At 50.6% G+C, this 20591-nt stretch carries 16 protein-coding genes and 1 pseudogene; 14 read left to right on the top strand and 3 right to left on the bottom strand.

Going from position 1 to position 20591, the window contains the following annotated elements:
• Positions 1–128 precede the first annotated feature (128 nt).
• On the top strand, positions 129–1760 hold the full coding sequence (locus tag RB620_RS29225) for an ATP-binding protein (RefSeq protein WP_308100587.1): 1632 nt from the start codon (positions 129–131) through the stop codon (positions 1758–1760).
• A 72-nt stretch (positions 1761–1832) separates the two neighbouring features.
• Here RB620_RS29225 and RB620_RS29220 read toward each other — a convergent pair.
• Positions 1833–2339 (bottom strand): annotated as a pseudogene (locus RB620_RS29220) (DUF444 family protein); the annotation flags it as partial.
• Between the two features lie 430 nt (positions 2340–2769).
• On the opposite strand from RB620_RS29220, the gene RB620_RS29215 reads away from it, so the two are divergent.
• On the top strand, positions 2770–4305 hold the full coding sequence (locus RB620_RS29215; protein WP_308100586.1) for a recombinase family protein: 1536 nt from the start codon (positions 2770–2772) through the stop codon (positions 4303–4305).
• Between the two features lie 111 nt (positions 4306–4416).
• On the top strand, positions 4417–5343 hold the full coding sequence (locus RB620_RS29210; RefSeq protein WP_308100584.1) for an AraC family transcriptional regulator: 927 nt from the start codon (positions 4417–4419) through the stop codon (positions 5341–5343).
• Here the strand turns inward: RB620_RS29210 and RB620_RS29205 are convergent.
• Together RB620_RS29205 and RB620_RS29200 are read right to left on the bottom strand one after the other, a co-directional pair.
• Entirely contained in the window at positions 5297–6172 is an 876-nt protein-coding gene (locus RB620_RS29205; RefSeq protein WP_308100583.1) for a hypothetical protein, read from the bottom strand. The genes RB620_RS29210 and RB620_RS29205 overlap by 47 nt on opposite strands.
• Positions 6173–6248: 76 nt before the next feature.
• Positions 6249–9647, bottom strand: a complete 3399-nt coding sequence (locus RB620_RS29200; RefSeq protein ID WP_308100581.1) for a cohesin domain-containing protein — start codon at positions 9645–9647, stop codon at positions 6249–6251.
• 290 nt (positions 9648–9937) lie between these two features.
• Between RB620_RS29200 and RB620_RS29195 the strand changes: the two genes are divergently transcribed.
• The 11 genes from RB620_RS29195 to RB620_RS29145 all read left to right on the top strand — a co-directional run bounded on the left by RB620_RS29195 (position 9938) and on the right by RB620_RS29145 (position 20441).
• On the top strand, positions 9938–10306 hold the full coding sequence (locus tag RB620_RS29195) for a CidA/LrgA family protein (protein WP_308100579.1): 369 nt from the start codon (positions 9938–9940) through the stop codon (positions 10304–10306).
• Positions 10278–10958, top strand: coding sequence for an LrgB family protein (locus RB620_RS29190; RefSeq protein WP_308100577.1), 681 nt, complete (start codon positions 10278–10280; stop codon positions 10956–10958). The genes RB620_RS29195 and RB620_RS29190 overlap by 29 nt, the downstream gene beginning before the upstream one ends.
• Before the next feature lie 35 nt (positions 10959–10993).
• Complete coding sequence (locus RB620_RS29185) at positions 10994–12781, top strand: sensor histidine kinase (protein WP_308100575.1); 1788 nt, start codon at positions 10994–10996, stop codon at positions 12779–12781.
• On the top strand, positions 12771–13988 hold the full coding sequence (locus RB620_RS29180; protein ID WP_308100573.1) for a response regulator transcription factor: 1218 nt from the start codon (positions 12771–12773) through the stop codon (positions 13986–13988). The genes RB620_RS29185 and RB620_RS29180 overlap by 11 nt, the downstream gene beginning before the upstream one ends.
• A gap of 174 nt (positions 13989–14162) precedes the next feature.
• Entirely contained in the window at positions 14163–14639 is a 477-nt protein-coding gene (locus RB620_RS29175; protein WP_308100571.1) for a NanQ anomerase/TabA/YiaL family protein, read from the top strand.
• Positions 14640–14673: 34 nt separating this feature from the next.
• The gene (locus tag RB620_RS29170) at positions 14674–16086 is read left to right on the top strand and encodes an ABC transporter substrate-binding protein (protein ID WP_308100569.1); all 1413 of its coding nucleotides are present in this window, start codon (positions 14674–14676) and stop codon (positions 16084–16086) included.
• Between the two features lie 92 nt (positions 16087–16178).
• Complete coding sequence (locus RB620_RS29165) at positions 16179–17054, top strand: carbohydrate ABC transporter permease (protein ID WP_308100567.1); 876 nt, start codon at positions 16179–16181, stop codon at positions 17052–17054.
• Positions 17055–17064: 10 nt separating this feature from the next.
• The gene (locus RB620_RS29160) at positions 17065–17913 is read left to right on the top strand and encodes a carbohydrate ABC transporter permease (RefSeq protein WP_308100565.1); all 849 of its coding nucleotides are present in this window, start codon (positions 17065–17067) and stop codon (positions 17911–17913) included.
• A 10-nt stretch (positions 17914–17923) separates the two neighbouring features.
• Positions 17924–18823, top strand: a complete 900-nt coding sequence (locus RB620_RS29155; protein WP_308100563.1) for an ROK family protein — start codon at positions 17924–17926, stop codon at positions 18821–18823.
• 2 nt (positions 18824–18825) lie between these two features.
• On the top strand, positions 18826–19740 hold the full coding sequence (locus RB620_RS29150; protein ID WP_308100562.1) for a dihydrodipicolinate synthase family protein: 915 nt from the start codon (positions 18826–18828) through the stop codon (positions 19738–19740).
• Between the two features lie 14 nt (positions 19741–19754).
• Positions 19755–20441: an N-acetylmannosamine-6-phosphate 2-epimerase gene (locus RB620_RS29145; protein ID WP_308100561.1), complete on the top strand. Its 687-nt coding sequence runs from the start codon at positions 19755–19757 to the stop codon at positions 20439–20441.
• Positions 20442–20591: the final 150 nt, after the last annotated feature.

Here is a 20591-nt window from a genome sequence, read left to right as displayed (position 1 = left end):
GCAACTCCTCGTGCCAAATGAGACAGAAACCGATGAAGAATATCCATCTCTTAATTCCATTTCCAAGAAACACCTATTATACTTATACTAATAGAGATGACTGATAGTCGACAATGGAGCTGGAGCAAATGAACGATAAACAAGAGATAATTGCGTTGTCCAAGAAGCGCTGCGAGGCATTCGGGCTGCGAAACGACATCATTCCCGAAATCGTGCCGACGGTCAGCGAGGCGGAGTTGGGGCAGCGCAAACAAATCTATAAGCCTTTCATTACCGTCATGAAGGAATTCGGCCAAAAAACGATTCGAGATTTGAACGGGCTGCCCGTCGTAATCCTATTGTCCGACGATGACGGCGTCATCCTGGAGTCCTTCGGCGACGAAACGTTAACTTCCGAGCTTATCCAGATCGGCATCAAAGTCGCGGTTCGAATCAACGAAAGGGAGATGGGGACGAACGCCATAAGCCTCGCGTTGATGCATGGAGCCGCGATCGAGCTGGTCGGAGGAGACCATTATCATTTGCCGCTTAGCGGGGCTGTCTGTTATTGCGTCCCATTCCGACTCTCCCGCGAGCTGGGCAATCTGGCAGGGACGATCGCGATGATGACGACGGTGGACAATCATAGCCCTTACGCGCTGGCGCTGCTCTCGAACATGACGGAGGCGATCTCAAGAGAGATCGCGCTGCACAAGCGGAACCGGCATCAGTACTTGCTGAACCACCTCATTATCCATTCCGTGAACAGCGGCATTGTCCTGACGGACCGTGGCGGCGTCATCGTCGAGTTTAACGAAGTGGCGGGCCGCGTCTCGGGCGTAGACAGAGAAGGAATCATCGGGAGGCCGATCGAGGACATCCCCGAATTCGCACAATTCGTTTTGCCATCGTTAAAAGAAGAGCAAAGCATCGATGGACTGGAATATACCTTCGAATCCTTTGATGCCAAGACAACCGTCTGCTTGCTAGACTCTGTTCCGATACGGGACGAACAGGGCCATGTTGCCGGAGCCTACTTGCAGGTCAGGGACATTACGGAGCGGGTCGAGCTTGAGCGAACGATGATGACGTACGAGAAGTTGAGCGCGGTCGGCAAGTTGGCGGCAGGCATGGCACATGAGATCAGGAATCCCCTGACGACCATTATGGGCTTTAATCAGATTCTTTTGGAACGAAGCGACTTGCAGGAGATCGTTAGAAGGTATATATCCATTTCTCATGCGGAGCTTCAGGATTTGAACCGTCTCGTCTCCGATTTTGTTCTGATGGCGAAGCCAAGTCCGCCTCAAATGAATCATCTGAACTTGACTCGGCTCATCGAAGATACTGTGATGTTCATGGAAGCTCAAGCCAAACTGAACAATATCGTCATTCATGTGATGGGCTCGGAGCCGGTTCATGCCGTTGCCGATGCAGGGCAAATCAAACAAGTTTTAATCAATTTGCTGCAAAATGCGATGGAGGCCATGCCGGGAGGAGGCAGTATCCATATTTCGTTGTCCGCAAGCAGCCAATGCGCCGTGCTTATTGTGCGCGACGAGGGACACGGCATGACCGAGAGTCAAGCCAGGGACGTGTTCACTCCCTTCGTGACAAGCAAGGAAACCGGAGTGGGGCTGGGACTTTCGATTTGTTATCGCATTATCGAAGCGCACGGAGGCACGATTTCTCTGGACACGGTCCCGAATAAAGGAACGGCGTTTCGAATTGAATTGCCAGCCCCGATGACGACTCGTTCCGTCGCGATGGCGAAGGTTTAGACGAAAAAAAGATCCTCGCGCGGTATACGACACGAGGATCATTTTATTCATTGAAGAGCAATATCCGATCGTTTACCCCGTCGCCCCTTCCCGCTTGCGGAAGAACGACTTCAGTGCGTTATAGACTTCGCCTTTCTCTTTGATCACGTAGTACATGAAATGCTGCATGTTAATATGCTTGTAGGCGGACATGAGCGTGCTCGAACGGTTGTATTGGTTCACTTCCCCGTAGCCGAAAAGGTTGGAGCGCTTGAGCAGCTCGCCGATCAGCTTGACGCAGCGTTCGTTGTCGCTCGTCAGGTTGTCGCCGTCGGAGAAGTGGAACGGATAAATGTTGTACATGCTCGGATTAAAACGGCTGTCGATAATTTCCAGCGCTTTCATGTAAGCGGAGGAGCAAATCGTGCCCCCGCTTTCGCCGCGCGTGAAAAACTCTTCTTCGGTGACTTCCTTGGCCTCCGTATGGTGAGCGATGAAGACGATGTCGACTTTCTCGTACTGATGCCGAAGGAAACGGGTCATCCAGAAGAAGAAGCTGCGCGCCACGTATTTCTCGAAGGAGCCCATCGATTTGGGTGTTGCACTAATAACTATAGGACAAAAGCCTGCGTAAACTTTCATTTGATCGTAGCCTGCATTAAGCATATTTCCAAAATTGTAAATTGCGAAAACCCTTCACAGAGGAAACTCTGCGGAGGTTTTTTGTCGTTATAGATGTCCTTACATAGGACGAGTTTTTGATTTCATAAAATGGAACAGGAATAGATGAGGGAGGCATGCGCGGTGAATTTTACATTTACAGAAGTCAACGGCGAGCAGCCGATTTCAAACTGGGTTCGAGATAAACTGATTGAATACGTTAAGCTCGTTCATGGAGTTGAAATAAAGGTAAAGGTAAACGAGAAGTACGCAAATCAGACAAGACTATCTAAACGACTCGTTAATGACACCCCTGTGTGAAGCAACTGGGCTTGCAAGTAATTAATGATACTGGTTGGGGGGAGTTTCTTTGCAGTCTGAAAAAATTAAATGCGCGATATATGCAAGGGTGAGTACCGATCAGCAAGGCGACTCTATCGAGAATCAGGTCAGCCAATGCGAAGAGTACATTAGCAGACTAGGCGATCATTATGATCGATCGGATACCATCATATATAGAGATGAGGCCGTCTCCGGTTATTATACAAGCGTATTTGACCGCGCTGAATTGAAACAAGCCATTCAGGATGCCAAGAACCACAGATTTAAGTTACTTGTTTTTAAAGAAGTGAGCCGCGTGGGAAGAGACAAACAAGAAAATCCGGCCATCATCGGGATGTTCGAACAATATGGAGTCAGGGTAGTCGCGATCAATGACAACTATGATTCTTTGAATAAGGATAACATTACTTTCGATATTTTATCTGTGTTGTCAGAACAAGAAAGCAAGAAGATATCTGCACGCGTAAGCAGCGCAAGGAAACAGAAAGCACGCAGAGGACAGTGGGGAGGCGATCCCCCGATCGGGTATAAAGTTGATCCTGAATCTAAAAAGCTTGTCATTGATCCTAAGACGGAAGAGATTCCTAAACTGATTTTCCAGCTATACGTTCTTCAGGGCTTGGGTACTTTTAAAGTTGCTGAAAATCTCAATCAACGCGGAATTCGCACGAGGAACGGTAATTATTGGAGTCGGGAAAGCGTCAATAAGATCATTCGCAACCAAGCCTATATCGGTTCGGTTGTTTACGGAACACGCCGAAATCAGCTGCAGAGAGAGTACGATGATAATGGAAAGATGAAGAAGAAGAAGGTTCAAATCAAGATTGATAAGAAGGAATGGCAGATCGTCGAAGATGCACATGAGCCACTTGTCGATAAGGCGCTATTTTATGCCGCTCAAAAAATACTTTTGTCAAAAGGACATAACCGAACGCCTAGGAGAGCCTACCATCCATTGACGGGAATATTATTTTGCGGGAAGTGCAAGCAGGGTATGGTATGTCAGAAACGATCCTTCCAGAACAAAGAGTACCGTTATTATATATGTAAAACGTATCACAAATTTGGTCGCGTAGTATGCTCGCAAGCGAATGTAAATGCCGATCCGCTTGAAGGAGCAATTGTTTCTCGGATTCGAGAGAAACTTAAAGCACTGCCTCATGATTTTTTTATCATTCATGCCAATATAGAAAAGGATACTGAACGGATAGAAAATGAAATGAAAAACAAGCAACAGAAGAGGGAGAAGTTAAAGAAGGACCAAATTGATATTTTTCAACAGCGGGACCTATTTGATCATGAGACGTATACCGAACAGATGGTTACTATTAAGAAACAAATGGCACTAATTGATGAAGAGTTAGAGCTGTTGGATAGACAAATGATTCAAATCCTGGAGCAGATCACAAGTGCATCATCAATGGAGCATTTTTTGGAGGAGTTTAAAAGGCTGGAGATTTCGGACTTGGAAAGAACCAGAGTCTTTCTTCATGAGGTCATCAAAAAAGTTACGTTAACGGATCAACACTTGGAAATCGAATACCATTACGATTTTGGGGAATGACAGAGTGAAGAGGTAAAGATAGTGCCCCTGATGTAAAAATAGAGGGATTCAGCATTGCCGCCGTGGCGAGTATCCTACAGGTAAATGTTTATTCGAAAAGGGGTCCTTGCTTTGGAGACGATTGTAAAATTCCCCAACCTGACCAACACGCTGCAATTGATCGGCTGCCATTTCGGCGTTAAGCCGCCTTCCTGGGAGTTTCCGACGCATCATCATCATTTTTTCGAGCTCATCTACTGCGGGGAAGGCGAGATTACCCATCGAATCAACGGAGTTCCTGTACGCCATAGGGAAGGAGACTGGCTCTTAATTAACTTGGGATCCAGACATTCGACCCTAAACGATTCGCAATACCACTACGTTTATTTCAATGCGCATTTCGATCTGGACGACATGGAAATGCGCAAGGAGCTCGGATCTTCCCCTTATCGAACCATTTCGAGGGAGGAAGCGGCTTCAAGCAAGCTTCCGGGCTATATCAAAGCGATAGAACAATTACTGCAGCGTGGCCTGCTCAAAGATCCAATCACGGACATGTCAGGAGAGAAGGAAATTGACTCCTCGCTCATTGATCGGATTTATTTGCAATCCCATATTCTTCTCATCCTGGCGGAGATATTGTTTTTCCCTCAGACACCAATGTCCGGCGCTCCTGCACCGAACATTTCCAATTATATGGCGGATATTGCCCATGCAATTGAGGAACGTCTGGCCAGAGATATGAATACGGATATATCCATTACCGATATCTCGTCCGAATTTCATCTAAGCCGGTATCAATGCTCGAAAATATTCTCTCAAGTATACGGGCTTTCGCCGCGCCAATATTTAAGCCGGCTCAAGCTAAGCAGAGCGAAGGAGATGCTGGTCAAAACGAATATGACGGTGGATGCAATTGCGGAAAGCCTGGGCTTCAGCTCGGTCAGCCATTTCTCCAGGCAGTTCCGCCGCTGGACGAATCAGGCGCCCAGCCATTTCCGTCCCAAGCACTTCACTCCGGAAGCGGAGCGAGCACTTCGATCTCCATTGCATCCTTGATCCGGTTCATCTCCTTAACATAATAGACATCATTTACATAAAATTTGATCGCTTGCTCCTTGTTCTCCTCAAATGCGAGGCCTTGCTGCGTTCTGGATTTCAATTTGATCAGATGCGGTTCGTTGTTCCGTATGTAAGGCGCCTCATCCCCAGCTTGCATCGTTTCCAGGAGCTTTAACAATTCCGGTTCCGTGTTCTCAAGGATCCGTCTGTTATCGTTGTTAAGCTCGAACGTCTCAATCTCATCCGGCGCTCCGCTTGGCGATTGTTTCACCAAGTCAAACAGGAATGTTTCATCCGAGAATAAATCTTTTATTTCGTCATAATAGGCTTTGCTATCCTTCTCGAGAGATGCGCTTTCCTTCTCGGCTATTTCCGCGATCGCCGTCACCGTCATCTCGTCAAGGAAATATTCGAAGTAATCGCTAAGCTCAAGCTGCTCCGGGCCATAAAAGACTTGGCCCTCTTTTTTCATTTTTTTCCGTTTTTGATTTTCTTCGTTGTGAGCTTGCTGCAGCTTCTCGAAAGAGTAGGTGTTAATGACCTGATAACGTTCCGCCAGCATCAGCTTCGCATATACGTTTTTTGAATAGTCCATCGCTTTTTTCTTCAGTTCATCGCTTATTTCCCTATTCAGCTCGCCGCTGCGAACGATGTCCAGATAGAAGGAAAATTCTTCATTCGGAATGCTGATCAGATGCTTGTCGGACACCGCTTCGTTTTCGTCGCTATCCTTGGACAGCAGCAGCGCTGCTATCCCGGCGAGGAGCAGAACGAAGGCCGCGGACGCGACCAGGATTGGCCGCTTCGAATAGAATGCAAGCTTCATGTTGGAGCCCTCCGTTTCCATACAGGAGAATAAGTCTGCGCATTCCAGGAATGCGCAGACTTATGAAAAGTTTGTATTAGGACAACACGATTTGTTGCGCAAGCTCGGCGAGGTCGATAATATCGATGAAGCCGTCGCCATTCAGATCCAATTTCTTCACTTGCTCCCAATCCGGACTATGCGAGTTTTTGCCAAAATGTACGGCCAGCATAGCCAAGTCGCCGATGCTTATACGCTCGTCGCCGTTGAAGTCTCCCGGCACTCCGGCGACCCCAATCTCGACCCTGAGGGAGGAGAGAGCAGCTTCCGTCTCTACGCCGTCTTTATCGGCCAATACCACTCGGGTAGCCGAGATTTCTCCCGACGCGACTCCAATGGATGGCTTGGCATTGAACGTCAGCTTGATCACTTCCCGGTCGCCGGATATGGCACGTTCCGGCCCTTCACTGAATAGAAGCATCCGGATTTGCCCGGATTCGTGAACGGTTTCGAGAATGTTGACGCCATCCGCCACGGAGAGCGCTTCCACGAATTCAAACTTGCCTGAATCGTATTGAAACGTAATATCTTGGGCGAGTACTGGGGTTTCTACATGGCTGAGCCCTACATTCACAACGAATGAATCGCCGCTTTTTACAGAGGCGGGACCCGCCAGCTCAAGCGATACAGGCTCCTGTTCTTCCTCCTCGACATATTCCACGGCTCCAATATCCGGGAGCCCATTGGTTAGCGAAGTGCCGAAGAAGTCTCTTCCGCCGTTGTTCTCCTCCGCGCGCCCTGCGTCAATAGCCGGGGAGTCGGGAAGAGGCCGGTATCCGGTAAGCGTGGAGAAGACGTCCGGACCGTCTGCATGATAATTGCCGCCTGTTCCTATCGCTTCCAGCTTCGGATCAGCGGTTATGGAGCCTGCCGGCGCATTCGGGAAGCCGTAGAACAGGTTGTTGCTGTATTCCACAACATCGGTATGGAAATTCAAATTCGTAAGACCGCCATCGTTATAAACGATGTTATTGAAGAATTGGATGCGGTTATTATAGCTGCCCGATTTTCGCGAGAATACGGTTCGGTCTAACCCAGGTCCCAGATAAATGGTGTTGTTGTAAGCCTTGCTGCCGAAATTGTTGGTGAATAAGGTAATGACGCCATAGCCGGTTCCGTCATTCTGGCTAATGTTATACCTGAGGGTTCCATTATAGCTCGGATAACCGGGGATCGTGCACCATTCAAAAAATCCGCCGAAGTTATCATGCGAGTAGTTGTACTGGACAATTGTATTATCGTTCAAGGCATCGATCTCAACGCCTTGCGCGTCATTTCCGCGACCGGTATGGCTGAGTTCATTGAATTGGATGACGGTATCGTTCGAGTTCCAACTGAATACGCCGGCAGCATAACCGGAATTATTCAGTGCTTTGTATACAAGATTATGCTCGAACACTGTGCCTTCCGTATTGTCAATGATCGTTCCATCCCCGTCGATTTCTTTGAAAATGTTGTGGCCGATATATACATTGGTGAATGGCGTCCATTCTCCGGCGCCAACATAGCTGAAGTTCGCCCACTTCCCATCTTCCGCTTTCCTTGTCGTCCAAGGCGTGTGGAAGTTAATGCCGGATCTCCCGACCTGCTCGATTTTGTTGTTTGTAATTTTAAGGTCGTCTATCCATGTTTTCTTCCGCTTGGATACATCGTCGGGATTCGTGAAGATATGGACTATAATTCCTCCGGATACTTTGCCCTCGTTATAATAAGGACCTCTGTAACCGTGGATATGCAGATCGTTCAGGTAAATATGCTTCAGCTCTCCGACATCTTCCCCATGAATATAGACTCCGCGTCTATAGACATCGGTTTTGTAAGGATCGACGCTGCTATAGCTAGGGTCGAAGAGCTCCAGGCTGTTGATTTCCCAATAGGACTGGTTCGAGAGCAACAGTCCATTATTGACTTTTACATTTCTGCGGGTCGTATTTACCCATGTCATATACGGAGTGGTTACATCGGGCCCCGGCATAAATCTCGGTTTCGGACCATCGCCGTACTTATCGATAATAATCGGTTTTCCTTCCACGCCGGAGCCCTTCGGCCACAGCTGTCCGGTCCACTCGCCGCCAGCCTTGAACAGCAGTTTGTCTCCGCCGGAGAAGGTTGTCGCGTTGACTTTATCCAGCGATTTCCACGCTGTCTCCTTAGACAATCCGTCGTGAAGGTCATCCCCGTCCACATTATCCACGTAGTAGGTATTGCCTTCGCCTAGAGCATCGACGATGAAGCTTCCTTCAGCCGCCTCATCTTTAATGTTGACCGTGATCTGGACATTCTTAGGGTTAACCCCCCTAGAGATGGCTGCAAAGGTTAATACAATCTTCTTCTCAATATCTAAATATTGATAGCTTTCAATCGGGAGCGGAACGCTGTCGTCATCGTTGATCATGGAAGTAACCTCGATATCCGATAAGAGGATCGGCGGATTAGGGGTATTCTGGAGTACCAGCTCGATTCTGCCGTTCTCGGCGGTCATTGCTTCAATGACCGGCTCCACGATCGGTTCGCCGTTTGCCGGAAGCTCGTATGTAACTTGCATCTCGGATCCATCCGGCTTATATTTCACTTTATGGGTGATCTGCTGCGAGACAGGGAAGGTCGGCAAGGGCTCGAAGCGATACGTCACTTTCCCTGTGGCAGCGTCGAATTGAAAGTTGCTCAGAGCGACCGGCATCGATTGATCCGGTTGCATGCTGGAAGTGTAGGAGGACTCAAAGTCGCCGGCTTGAACGGATTGCGGAATCGATTTGAAGCTGATTTCCAAACGTCCGTCATTTTGAATGGAAACCGAGTTTATGCTGGACTTTTGCCATACCTCGTAATCATCTACATACCCGGTGCCGCTTCCCGTGTCTTTCCAGAAGAAAACTCGCGCGCTCGTATTGCTTGATCCGGTCCTGAACGTCAATTGATACTGCTTGTACTCCGTACTGTCGACATGCACGGTGCTTTGGCCGCCGCCGAAGTTTTTAACGCCGATAAAAAATTGTGCCGAGGGATTCGTGCTTTTGGCCCAAGCCTGAATCACATACTCCGTATTGGGCTTCAAATCGACGATATCCTGCTCAAGCGATGAACCATTTTGCGTAATGACCGCGGCGCGGGTATTGTTCCGTCCTACGTTGGCCGCAACATTGCTTAGCCACAGCACCCAATGGCCAACGTGCTTTGTCACGTCTCTTGTCAAATTGCTGTCGCTCTCGAAGCCGCTGTTCACGATGTAATTTTTTAATGTGCCTACATTGGGGCTTGCCGGCGTTTCGCTAGACGATACTTCGTTAGCTTCAATTAATGGGTCGTTGCTGCCGCTTGCCGCGTTAGCCTTCTGGGCTCCGGATGTCCAGTCGCTGCCGTTCGCGCCTACTAACATCATGAAAGCAAGGACTAGAGCGATTGCCTTTCGATACACTTTTTTTGGCTTCCCGATCATTCTTCAATCCTCCCTCATTCATTTTATTGCGATTCAAAATGATACAATTTGTTTCACCTCCTTCCTTCATTATAGAGACCCTCATTCGGCGCCTCTATTGACAAACTTGCCGACAATTTCACCAATTGTGAAAAAAAACCAATGCAGCTCCTGCACGGTGTCGAATAGCGGTAAATCAAGTCATAAATGTGCTATAAAGCAGTCAAACAAGAGGGATATTGTCACGGAGCAACTCCGTTACAATTTTAAAGATAAGATAAGAAATGGACTGCTGGGAGGGCATTACATCTATGCGCGGCATTGCTCTATTTACGCTTTATTACCTCTTGGGTGTTGCGATCGAGAGAGGCCTGTCGGTTCCTTTGCCAGGGAACGTGATCGGACTTGCCTTGCTGGCGGCATCGTTATTCGCGGGACTCATCAAGCTGGAATGGGTCGATATGGGATCGCGCATAGCCATTCGCCACATGGGGCTCTTGTTCGTGCCCGCGATCGTCGGTGCGACGGCGTATGCGAATGAGCTTCGCTCGGAGTGGCTGTCGGTCAGTCTCAGCATCGTGCCGGGTACGCTTCTAACGATGCTCGCCGTAAGTGCCGTGCTTAAATGGTGGCCGGACAGGGGGCAAGGGCATGATGCGGATCGATCCCCTTCTGCATAATCCTTTATTCGGAATGGCGCTTACGATTGTTCTCTATAGTTCTGCCATCTGGCTCAGAAAGAAGATTCGATGGCTCCACCCCTTGATCGCGGCTTCCGCGATCATCATCGTTATTTTGGAAGCAAGTGGGATATCATACGATACATACAGGATGGGAGCCGACGTCATCAGCTGGGCGCTTGGACCGGCAACGGTGGCGCTTGCGGTGCCGCTATACAAGCACGCTGCGCTCATCCGAAGCAAGCTTGCGCCCGTGCTGACTAGCATTACGGTCGGCGCAGTCATCTCCGCGGCTACTACGGCATGCATCTTGTATTTGTCGGGGGCATCCGCCGACCTGTTGTTCTCCGCCGTTGCCAAATCTTCTTCCGCGCCGTTCTCGATGGCCGTCGCGGAACGGCAGGGTGGCATTCCGGAGCTGGCGGCCGCCTTATCCGTCATGACCGGATTGTTCGGAAGCCTTGCGGGTCCGCTATTCCTGCGAATGTGCGGGATTAGAGATGATCTGTCCATCGGTGCCGCAATCGGAACCTCGTCCCACGGCATCGGCACCGCCCGTCTGATGGCTTGCTCGGAAACGCAGGGCAGCGTCAGCGGCTTTGCCATGGCGGCCGCCGGCATCGTCACGACAATGATGATGATGTTTTATTAGATAAGTCAGGACCAGGGATGGAAAGGGGCAGCATCATGAAGAAGATCAGCAGCGCTTTGGGCCGGTGGAATTCGATCCATAACCGAATTTTTTACTCCATTCTTCTGTTCCTGATCATCCCTGTCATGCTCACTTTTTATTTGCTGGACAAGCCGCTGGAACGCGTGATTGAAAGCAAAATCGGCCGTTCCGTACAGGATGCTCTCTTCTTGGTTAATCTTAACGTCGAGCTGTTCCTGGAAGACATGCTTCAATCCTCCGTCGATATTACGGTCAACCCCGGGATGATCGAGCTGCTCAAGGATCCGGGTGCGCTGACCCCCTATGAGAAGCTAAGGCTGAACGATGAAGTGCTGTACCGGCCGTTCAGCTCCTATTTTACGAACTCGTACGTGACCGTATTTGACCTGAAAGGCAACTGGCTGAGCACAAGCTATATCTTTAATGCACTATATAAGCAATACACCGAGTCGGAATGGTATCGCGACATGATCGATAAGCCGTATCAGCACCGATGGATGTTCAACGACAAAAATATGCTGTATTCCGACCGAGAACCGATCATTACGCTGGCGAGAACGGTCACCGACCTGCAGACGTCCCGTAATATCGGGATGATCGCGTTTAGCGTCGCGGAGGAGGATATCCGGCCTTACCTGACCGGACTTGAAGGAGACGTGTATCTCGTGAACCGGGAAGGCATCGTTGTATCCAGTCCGTCCACGGGGATGATCGGGGAACCGCTTCCGAATGGGATCGACGCCGGGAAGCTTATGTCGGAGCGGACGGGTCAGCATATATTGGAGTCGGAACGCGGCAAATGGATCGTTAATCACGACACGGTACAAATTAACGGCTGGAAGATCGTGCAGATCGTGTCCTACGATACCGTGTTTAAGGAAATTTTCGATATCCGCCAGACCAATATCGAAATTATTGCATTGATTTTTATCGTGTTTACCATTATCACTTTGTCCATTTCTTACACGATTTCAAAACCCCTCAAGCTGCTCAAGAAGAGGATGACGGAGCTGGAGGGCAAGCAATTTTATTCGGCCATCGCCGTTGCCGGACCTGAGGAAATATCGTCGTTGATCGAGACGTACAACAAGATGGTCAAAGAGATTCGCGGATTGCTGGTGCAAGTAAAGGAAGAATACGAGCAGAAAGAAGAGATGAGATTCCGGGCTCTGCAAGCTCAGATCAACCCTCACTTTATATTGAATACGCTCAATAACATCAAGTGGATGGCCTATATCAGGGGCAACGGCGATGTCGGGGACATGCTCTCCAACCTGGGCGGCATCCTGGAAGGCAGCATCGGAAGAAGCGGCAGCCTGATTCCACTCAAGGAAGAGATCGACTACATCGAAAATTATATCGGGCTCATGAAGCTGAAATATCATGACAAGCTGTCGTTAAAGATCGATATCGCGGAGGAATGGATGGATCAAGAGGTCGTCCGCATAATGCTGCAGCCCGTCATCGAAAACAGCCTCATTCACGGAATAGAGAAGATCGACAAGCCTGGGCTGATTGAAATAAAAGCGGCACGGGACGAGGAACGGTTCGTGCTGACTGTATCCGATAACGGGCCGGGTATTCCCGATGACCGGATGAGGGAGCTGGACAGACGGCTGAGGTCCGGCTCAGAGGAGCCGCCTCCAGAGCGAATCGGATTAAAAAACGTGCATGACCGAATTCGGATGCAGTACGGCGAAGCTTACGGCATTTCGATATCCGGCAGTCCGGGGAACGGTACGACGGTTAGGTTCGTGCTGCCTGCACGAAAAGCGGAGAGGAGAATGAACGATGACGTATAAAGTGATGCTAGTGGACGACGAGATGCTGGTCCGTCTCGGCGTAAAATCGCTCATTCAATGGGAGGAGCACGGCTTTCAGTTCATGGGGGATGCACCGGACGGCGCAAAAGCGCTGGAGCTGATGGAGGACGGGCCTCCCGATATTCTGCTTACCGATATCGTCATGCCGAATATGAACGGCCTCGAGCTGATTGAGAAGGTGAAGGAGCGTTATCCAAGCACGCTTATCATCGTCCTTAGCAGCCATAACGAATTCGACTACGTGCGCAAGGCCATGAAGATGGGCGTTGAGGATTATTTGCTGAAGACGTCGCTGAAGCCTGCGGAGCTGCTGCACTTGCTGATCGAAGCAAAGGGAAAGCTTCAGCGGAATCATGAGAAGCGTTCGGAACAGCAAAAACTTGGCGAGGCTCCAGTTGAGACACCGGATTCGATGAACCGACTCCTGGAGTCGGCGTTGTCGAATGAGTGGACGGGCAACGATTGGGCGGAACGGGACAATGCTCTTCCCGATCATTCTTATCTACTGCTATTGCATGTCAGAGGCATTCGAGAAGGCGTTCCGCATCTTTCCGCCGCTGGGCTGCTGAAGCATCTGGTCGAGGCCGAGCTTCAAGGAATGGTGCACGCCGGACCCATTCAGACGGACGAGCGCGAGATTGCGGCGATGTTGAAGTTGCCGGACGGAGATCGGGATAAGCTGAAGGCGCGTATCGACAACCTTGCGAATGCGTCGGGCAGTCTATTAGGCATCTCATTAAACGGCTATACGAGCGGTCCGGTCGGCCGCTGGAGCGAAACGGGCGAGCGATTGGCCGAGCTTCAAGGAATGGTGCATGCCGCAAAAGCGAAGGAAGCCTCCCGGGATGATATTAAGAAGCTGCTGCGCTATATGGACGAGCATTATGCCAAAAATCTGTCGCTTCGAAGCGCGGCGGGAATGGTCAACATGAGCGAAGCCTATTTGAGCACGATCTTCAAGAAGGAAACCGGGACCAATTTTACCGATTGGCTGAACATGCTTCGCATCGAAAAGGCCGCGACCTTGCTAATCGAGACGGACTTGCCGAGTTATTTGATTTCCGAGCAGGTGGGCTATGAGAACAGCAACTATTTTGGCCGTCTATTCAAAAAAATGAAAGGCGTCAGCCCGCAAAAATACCGCGCTATATACGGGAACAATAATCACCCTGTCGAAAGAATGTGAACGTTTTCATCATAAAATCTAAATTTTGTGAACATTCCGCTCAAATCATAAAAATTGTGAAGATATTGCGAAAATGAGTTCCTGTCTCGTTCCATCAAGATAAGCCTATAATGGGCACAGAAGCCCTCTCACCCGAGGGGGACTCGCACAAAAAAAGAGGGGGTGAGCATTCGCATGATCGCAGGATCGCTCACGAAGTGGCCAGACAAACGCCAATTCGCACATCCTGTCCTAAGGACAGCGGTCGGCTACTTGGCAGAGACCGACTTCTTGAAGCTGGATGACGGGAAATATCCGATCCAGGGAGACGAGATCTATGCGATGGTCATGACGATTTCATCGAAGCCGGCATCGGAGCAGCCGGCGGAGAAGCACGAGACATATGTCGACATCCATCTCCTGCTGGAAGGTACGGAGGTCATCGGATGGCAGTTTGATGACGGAAGCGAGATGCCCTCGCAGTCATATGATTCGGAGAAAGACTATGCGTTATACGCAGAATTGAAGAACGAATCGTTCTTGTTGCTGCAGCCCGGCATGTTCGTTGTGTTGTTTCCGGAGGATCTGCACCGGCCGGGATTGACGGAGTCGGCTGCGTCCGGTATCCGCAAGGTTGTCGTGAAGATTCGACATGCTCTGCTGGAATTGTAAGCGTTATACAACTATCTAAGGGGGCTATTCCAACATGAAAAAACGTTCATGGCAAGTTAGTTTCGTATTCGTGCTTATCCTCGCCCTGGTAGCTGGCTGCTCGAGTAATGGCGGTAATAAAAACGCCGGCGCATCCAATAAGGACGCCAATGCCGGCGGCTCCAAAGAATCGGTGGAAATATCCGTTTGGCTTACTCCGCAATGGAAAGGCGTTCTTGATGCAACGGAGGAAGGCGCGGATTACGACAGCTTCTTCAAAAATGCAGCCGAGAAATTCTCCGCGCAATATGATAAATACAATGCCAAAGTTAACGTAGAAGTCATTGCCGGCGATCAGCGGGACGAGCTGCTTAACGTTAACCTAAGCGGCGGAACGCCTCCGGATGTTTTCTTTGAAAGCGTGTTCGCAATGGGCGATTACGCTCATCGCGGAGCCTTGCTTCCGCTCACGGATATTGTCGATGACGAGGCTCGGAGCGATATTGCGCAGGGCTACTGGGATAACGTGACGTTCGGCGACGATGTGTATTTCTATCCGTTCGCCCACAATCCCGGCACCTTCGCCTATAATGCCGACATGTTCAAAGACGCCGGTCTGGAGAGCTTCATCGGCGGCGAGACGGAGATCAAGACATGGACGCTTGCGGAGTACGAACAGATTTTGGACGGTCTCAAAAACAACTTGCCGAAGGATAAATACTCCAATGCTTATCCAATGGCGCTCTATGCGCTGAACAATCAGGGCGATACTTGGAATCTGGCTTACCTGAGAATGTTCGGCAATTCATTCTTCGACGAGAACGGCAATATTGTTCTGAATGACGAGAAAGGCGTAAAAGCGGCGGAATGGATGAAGAAAATTTACGACAACGGCTACACGAATCCAGGCGCCGAATCCGTATCCTCCAACGACGCGAACGCCATGTTCCAAAACCAGCAGCTGGGTATCAGCTTCACGAACGCGGTTCTATTCAATAACGCAAAAGCGGATATGGCATCCGGCAAAGCGCCTAAGTTCGACATCCGTCTCGGGAACATTCCATCCGAAAGCGGAGACCCGCTTACGTTCACTTACGTCGTAGGCGCAAGCGCGTTCAAGACGGGCGACGCCAAGCGCGAAGAAGTGGCGAAAGACTTCATTAAATTTTTCTCCGCGGATCCCGAGCTTGTGAAATCGTCCAAAAATAGCGTGCCGGTCCGTACTTCCGTTGCAAATGAATTCAAGGATCAATATCCATTCTTCGCAGCTTATGATCAGAATGCTGCGCACATGTTCGCTTTCACGGGCAACGTTCCAGGCTACAGCCAGCTGAGACAGGTGTTGTTCCCAGAACTTCAAGCCATGTATATCGGCGAAAGAACGCCTGCCGAGGCGATTAGCAACTATCAAACCAAAGGCAATGAAGTCATTGCGAACGCAAAGGAAAGCTCCACTCTCGCGAAATAGCACCGCCTTTCTGTAAAGAAGCAAAATAAATGTCCGATGCCGCGTCTGTCGGTCGTAAGCCGCGGCATCGGAAAGAAAGGTAACGGATAACCATGAAACCCAGAAACCCTTACTTGAAAGAAAACATAACCGGCTATCTGTTCATTTTGCCGCAATTTCTGCTGTTCCTGCTGTTTATCGTCTATCCCATAATCGAAGGGATCAGACTCAGCTTGTACAAGGTGCAATATCAACAGGAAACATTTGTAGGCTTCGATAACTACGCAATGCTATTCAGCGATCCGGTATTTTTCAAATCCATTGTAAATACGGTTGTATTCGTCGTCTTTATCGTACTGCTGACGGTCATATTCTCCTTATTCGTCGGATCCGCCGTATTCGACAAAAACGCCAAATACGTATCCTTCATCCGCGGAAGCTATTATATTCCGGTCATGGTATCCATGGTTGTCATGAGTATGGTATGGAGTTTCCTTCTCAGCCCCGCCAACGGTCTTATTTCTTATGCGGCCCGCGAGATGGATCTCAGCGTCGTCAATTTACTTGGGAACAAAAACACGGTTCTGCCAGTCATTATATTCGTAACGTTCGCTACTAACGTTGGCCAGGCCATTATTTTATATATCGCGTCCATGATCGGCGTGCCGAAAGATCTGTTCGAAGCTGCGGAAGTGGACGGCGCCAGCCGCTTGCAGGTTATCTTCCGGATCCTGATTCCGCTCGTGAAGCCAACAACGATCTACATCACGATCGTCAACATCATCGCCGTACTGAAAATATTCGTTGTCATTCAGCTTCTGACCGGCGGAGGTCCCAACAACGCATCCGTCACGATGATGTATTACCTCTACAATAACGCGTTTAAGTTCAATCAGCTCGGCGTTGCATCCGCGGTAGGTGTAATTATGTTCGTCATCACGATGCTGCTCTCGGTGCCTCAGCTCCGGGCGATGTTCAAGGATAAGTGAGGGATAAGCGATGCTGCAACCTAATGAGAAGTCCAAAAGGCAAAGGGAAAAATACGATGTCGTCTCCAATCTCGTTGTCACGTTTTTTGCCGTACTGAACCTGTTTCCGTTGTATTGGCTGTTTACCAGCTCGATGAAGAACAGCTCCGATGTCATCAAGATGCCCCCGGATTGGTGGCCGAAAACATTCACGTTAACCAATTATATCGAAGTGTTCGAAAGTCAGCCGGCGCTGCGCTGGACATTCAACAGTCTATATGTAGCGGGCTTGTCCACCGTGCTGCTGGTCATAACCAGCTCCATGGCGGCCTATGCGTTCTCGAAGCTGCGCTTCAAAGGAAAGAACGTCATCTTCATTCTGTTTATATCCAGCCTGATGGTCCCGAAGGAAGTTATGATCGTGCCTTTGTTCCGCATTGCCCAGGATCTGGGTCTCGTCAACGATTTGCATGGCATGATTTGGCCGAACGTGGCCACCGCATTCGGCGTCTTCCTGCTCAAAGGATTTTTTGACTCCGCACCCGACGCGCTGCGCGAAGCGGCGAGAATCGACGGCGCGGGCGAGGTAAGAACGTTCCTGCAAATTATGCTGCCGATCGTAAAACCCGGCATCGGGGCGTTGTTTATTCTGAATTTCGTGCAGGTCTGGAACGACTACTTGTGGCAGCTGGTTATCGGCCAGGATAAGGAAATGAAGACGCTGATGGTTGGTATTGCGACGCTCATGCAGGACTTGAATCCGAACTTCGCCTACAAGATGGCGGGCGCGACGGTCGCGGCCATACCGATGCTGCTCATCTTCGTCCTGTTCCAGCAATATTTCACGCGCGGCATCTCGATTGGCGCGGTAAAAGAATAAGGGGTGGCTTATGCCGAGCAATCAATGGGTAAGCGTGGACGTAGGAGGCACCGAGATCAAATATGCCGTCTTCACGGACAATGGGAATCTTATCTATAACGATAAACGGAAGACGCCGTCGGGTGCGGCCAACATCCGCATACCGGAAGCCGTCGCCGCAATTATACAGGATATGCTGGAACGTTATGGTCCCATGGAAGGCGTCGGCATCAGCACGGCGGGCGTTGTAGACACGGAGAGCGGCGAAATAATATTCGCAGGCGGCACCATTCCGGAATACAAGGGAACCAATCTGAAGCGGACCGTGGAAGAGCGGTTCGGGCTCCGAACAACGGTCGCCAACGATGTGAACGCGGCGGCGGTCGGCGAATGGTGGAGAGGCGCTGCAGCGGGTGCCGACGACTTCTTTTGCATGACGCTTGGTACGGGCATCGGAGGCGCATTGTTCTGCGGCGGGCGGCTGGTGACAGGCGCTCATTACCGCGCCGGGGAGATTGGCCACTCCTTGTATGACAAGGACAGCGGCACGACCTACGAGCAGAGGGCGTCTACGTCCGCGCTGCTGAAGCGAGCAGCTCGCGAGCTGCCGGACTTTGACGGAAGCGGGTTCACGCTGTTCGAGCAAGCGAAGGCCGGCAACGCGCCGTATTTGGCGGTAATCGATAGGTGGACGGAAGAGATCGCCAGAGGCATCGCGGGCATCATCGTCGTGTCCGATCCGGCGCTTATCGTGATCGGAGGCGGCGTATCGGAGCAAGGCGATTATTTGCTGGACAAAATCAAGCTGCAAGTGTCGGGCTTCTTGCCTCCCGGCTTCTCCCAAACAGAGCTGACGGTTGCGAAGCTCGGCAATAAAGCCGCGCTGTATGGCGCGATATATCCTTATTTCAAAAAAGAGACGGAGAGATGATCATGAGCAATATCGAGGCGTTCCAAGGCATTTATGTAGCCATGTATTCAGCCTACAACGAGCAAGGCGATGTTGACGCGGAGCGCGTCAAGAATCTGGCGAGATATTATGTCGGCACGGGAGTGAAAGGCTTGTACGTCGGCGGCAGCTCCGGCGAAGGCATTCTGCAGACGGCTGAGGAGCGCAAGCTCGTGCTGGAAGCGGTCATGGAGGAAATTCGCGGCGAACTGAAGGTCATCGTGCATGTGGGGGCGAACTCGACCCGCGAAAGCGCAGAGCTGTCGAGACATGCCGAGCTTCATGGCGCGGACGCGATCTCCGCGGTGCCGGCCATCTATTACCGGCTGTCCGAAGCGGCGGTCGAAAAGCACTGGCAGCAGATGATCGACAGCAGCAATCTTCCTTTTATTATCTATAACATTCCGCAGACGACCGGATTCCAGTTGTCGCCGAAGCTTCTTGAGAAGCTGGCCGCACAGCCTAAAGTCATTGGCGTGAAGATGTCAGGCGAGAGCACCTTCGACCTGCAGCAGTACAAGGTTGCGGGCGGCGAAGACTTCCTTGTCTTCAACGGGCCGGACGAGCAATTCCTCGCGGGCAGAATCATGGGAGCGGACGGCGGAATCGGCGGCACTTACGGCGTTATGCCGGAGTTGTTCTGCAAGCTGAACGAGCTGTATCTGGACAATCGCGTGGCAGAGGCGCAAGAGCTTCAATACAAGATTAACGCCATTATTAAGAGATTGCTTTCCTACCCGTCGCTCTATGGCGCTGCCAAATACATTCTGTCGCTCCGCGGCGTCGATACAGGTCAGCCGCGGCTGCCGCTGCTGCCGGTTCGCGAAGAGGATCATGATTCGCTAGCCGTATTAAACGGCGATATTCTGGCGCTTGTCGCTGAGTACAGCGCCCGATAAGGAGAGATACGAATATGCTCGAGGCGATTCAAGGCGGTTTGGTTGTATCGTGCCAGGCTCTGGAGCATGAGCCGCTGCATAGCTCTTATATCATGAGCAAGATGGCGCTTGCGGCGAAGGAAGGCGGAGCGCTTGGCATCAGGGCTAACTCCAAGGTTGATATCATGGCGATAAAGCAGGAAGTGGAGCTTCCCGTCATCGGCATCGTGAAGCGCGATTACGAAGACAGCGAAGTGTTCATTACGGCAACGCGCAAGGAAATCGACGAGCTGATGGAGAGCGGCTGCGAGATGATTGCGATGGACGCGACGCTTCGCAAGCGGCCCGGCTCCGAGACCATAGCGTCGTTGGTCGCTTATTGCCGCGAGAAGAACCCGGACGTGCAGCTTATGGCGGACATATCGACCGTCGAGGAAGCGGTCGCGGCGGAGCTGCTCGGCTTCGACTGCGTCTCGACGACTCTGCACGGTTATACTCCGTATACCTCTCACACCAAGCTATATGAGGACGACTTTGCTTTCCTGAAGGCGGTGCTCGAAGCGGTGAAGGTTCCGGTAATAGCCGAAGGCAATGTGTTGACGCCGGAGATGTACCGCCGTTGTCTGGAGCTAGGAGCGGCTTCCGCTGTCGTCGGAGGCGCCATTACGCGACCGAAGGAAATTACGGCCCGTTTCGTTCAAGCAGCATCTGATAATAAATAAGACTTCCAATAAACAAATGGCGATACAAGGGATGAACTGCACCCCGTCAAGTAGACAGTACAAAAAATAAAAGTCGTTAAGCGGCCTTGGTTCTGAATTCCATTGGACTAAGGCCGTTTAATTTTGTCTGTAATCGTTCGTAATTGTAAA

It is taken from the genome of Paenibacillus sp. LHD-117, assembly GCF_030929555.1.
In the GTDB taxonomy this organism is placed as follows: Bacteria; Bacillota; Bacilli; order Paenibacillales; family Paenibacillaceae; genus Pristimantibacillus.
The sequence above is the reverse complement of the archived record's forward strand: the minus strand, read 5'-3'. Positions and strand labels throughout refer to the sequence as shown.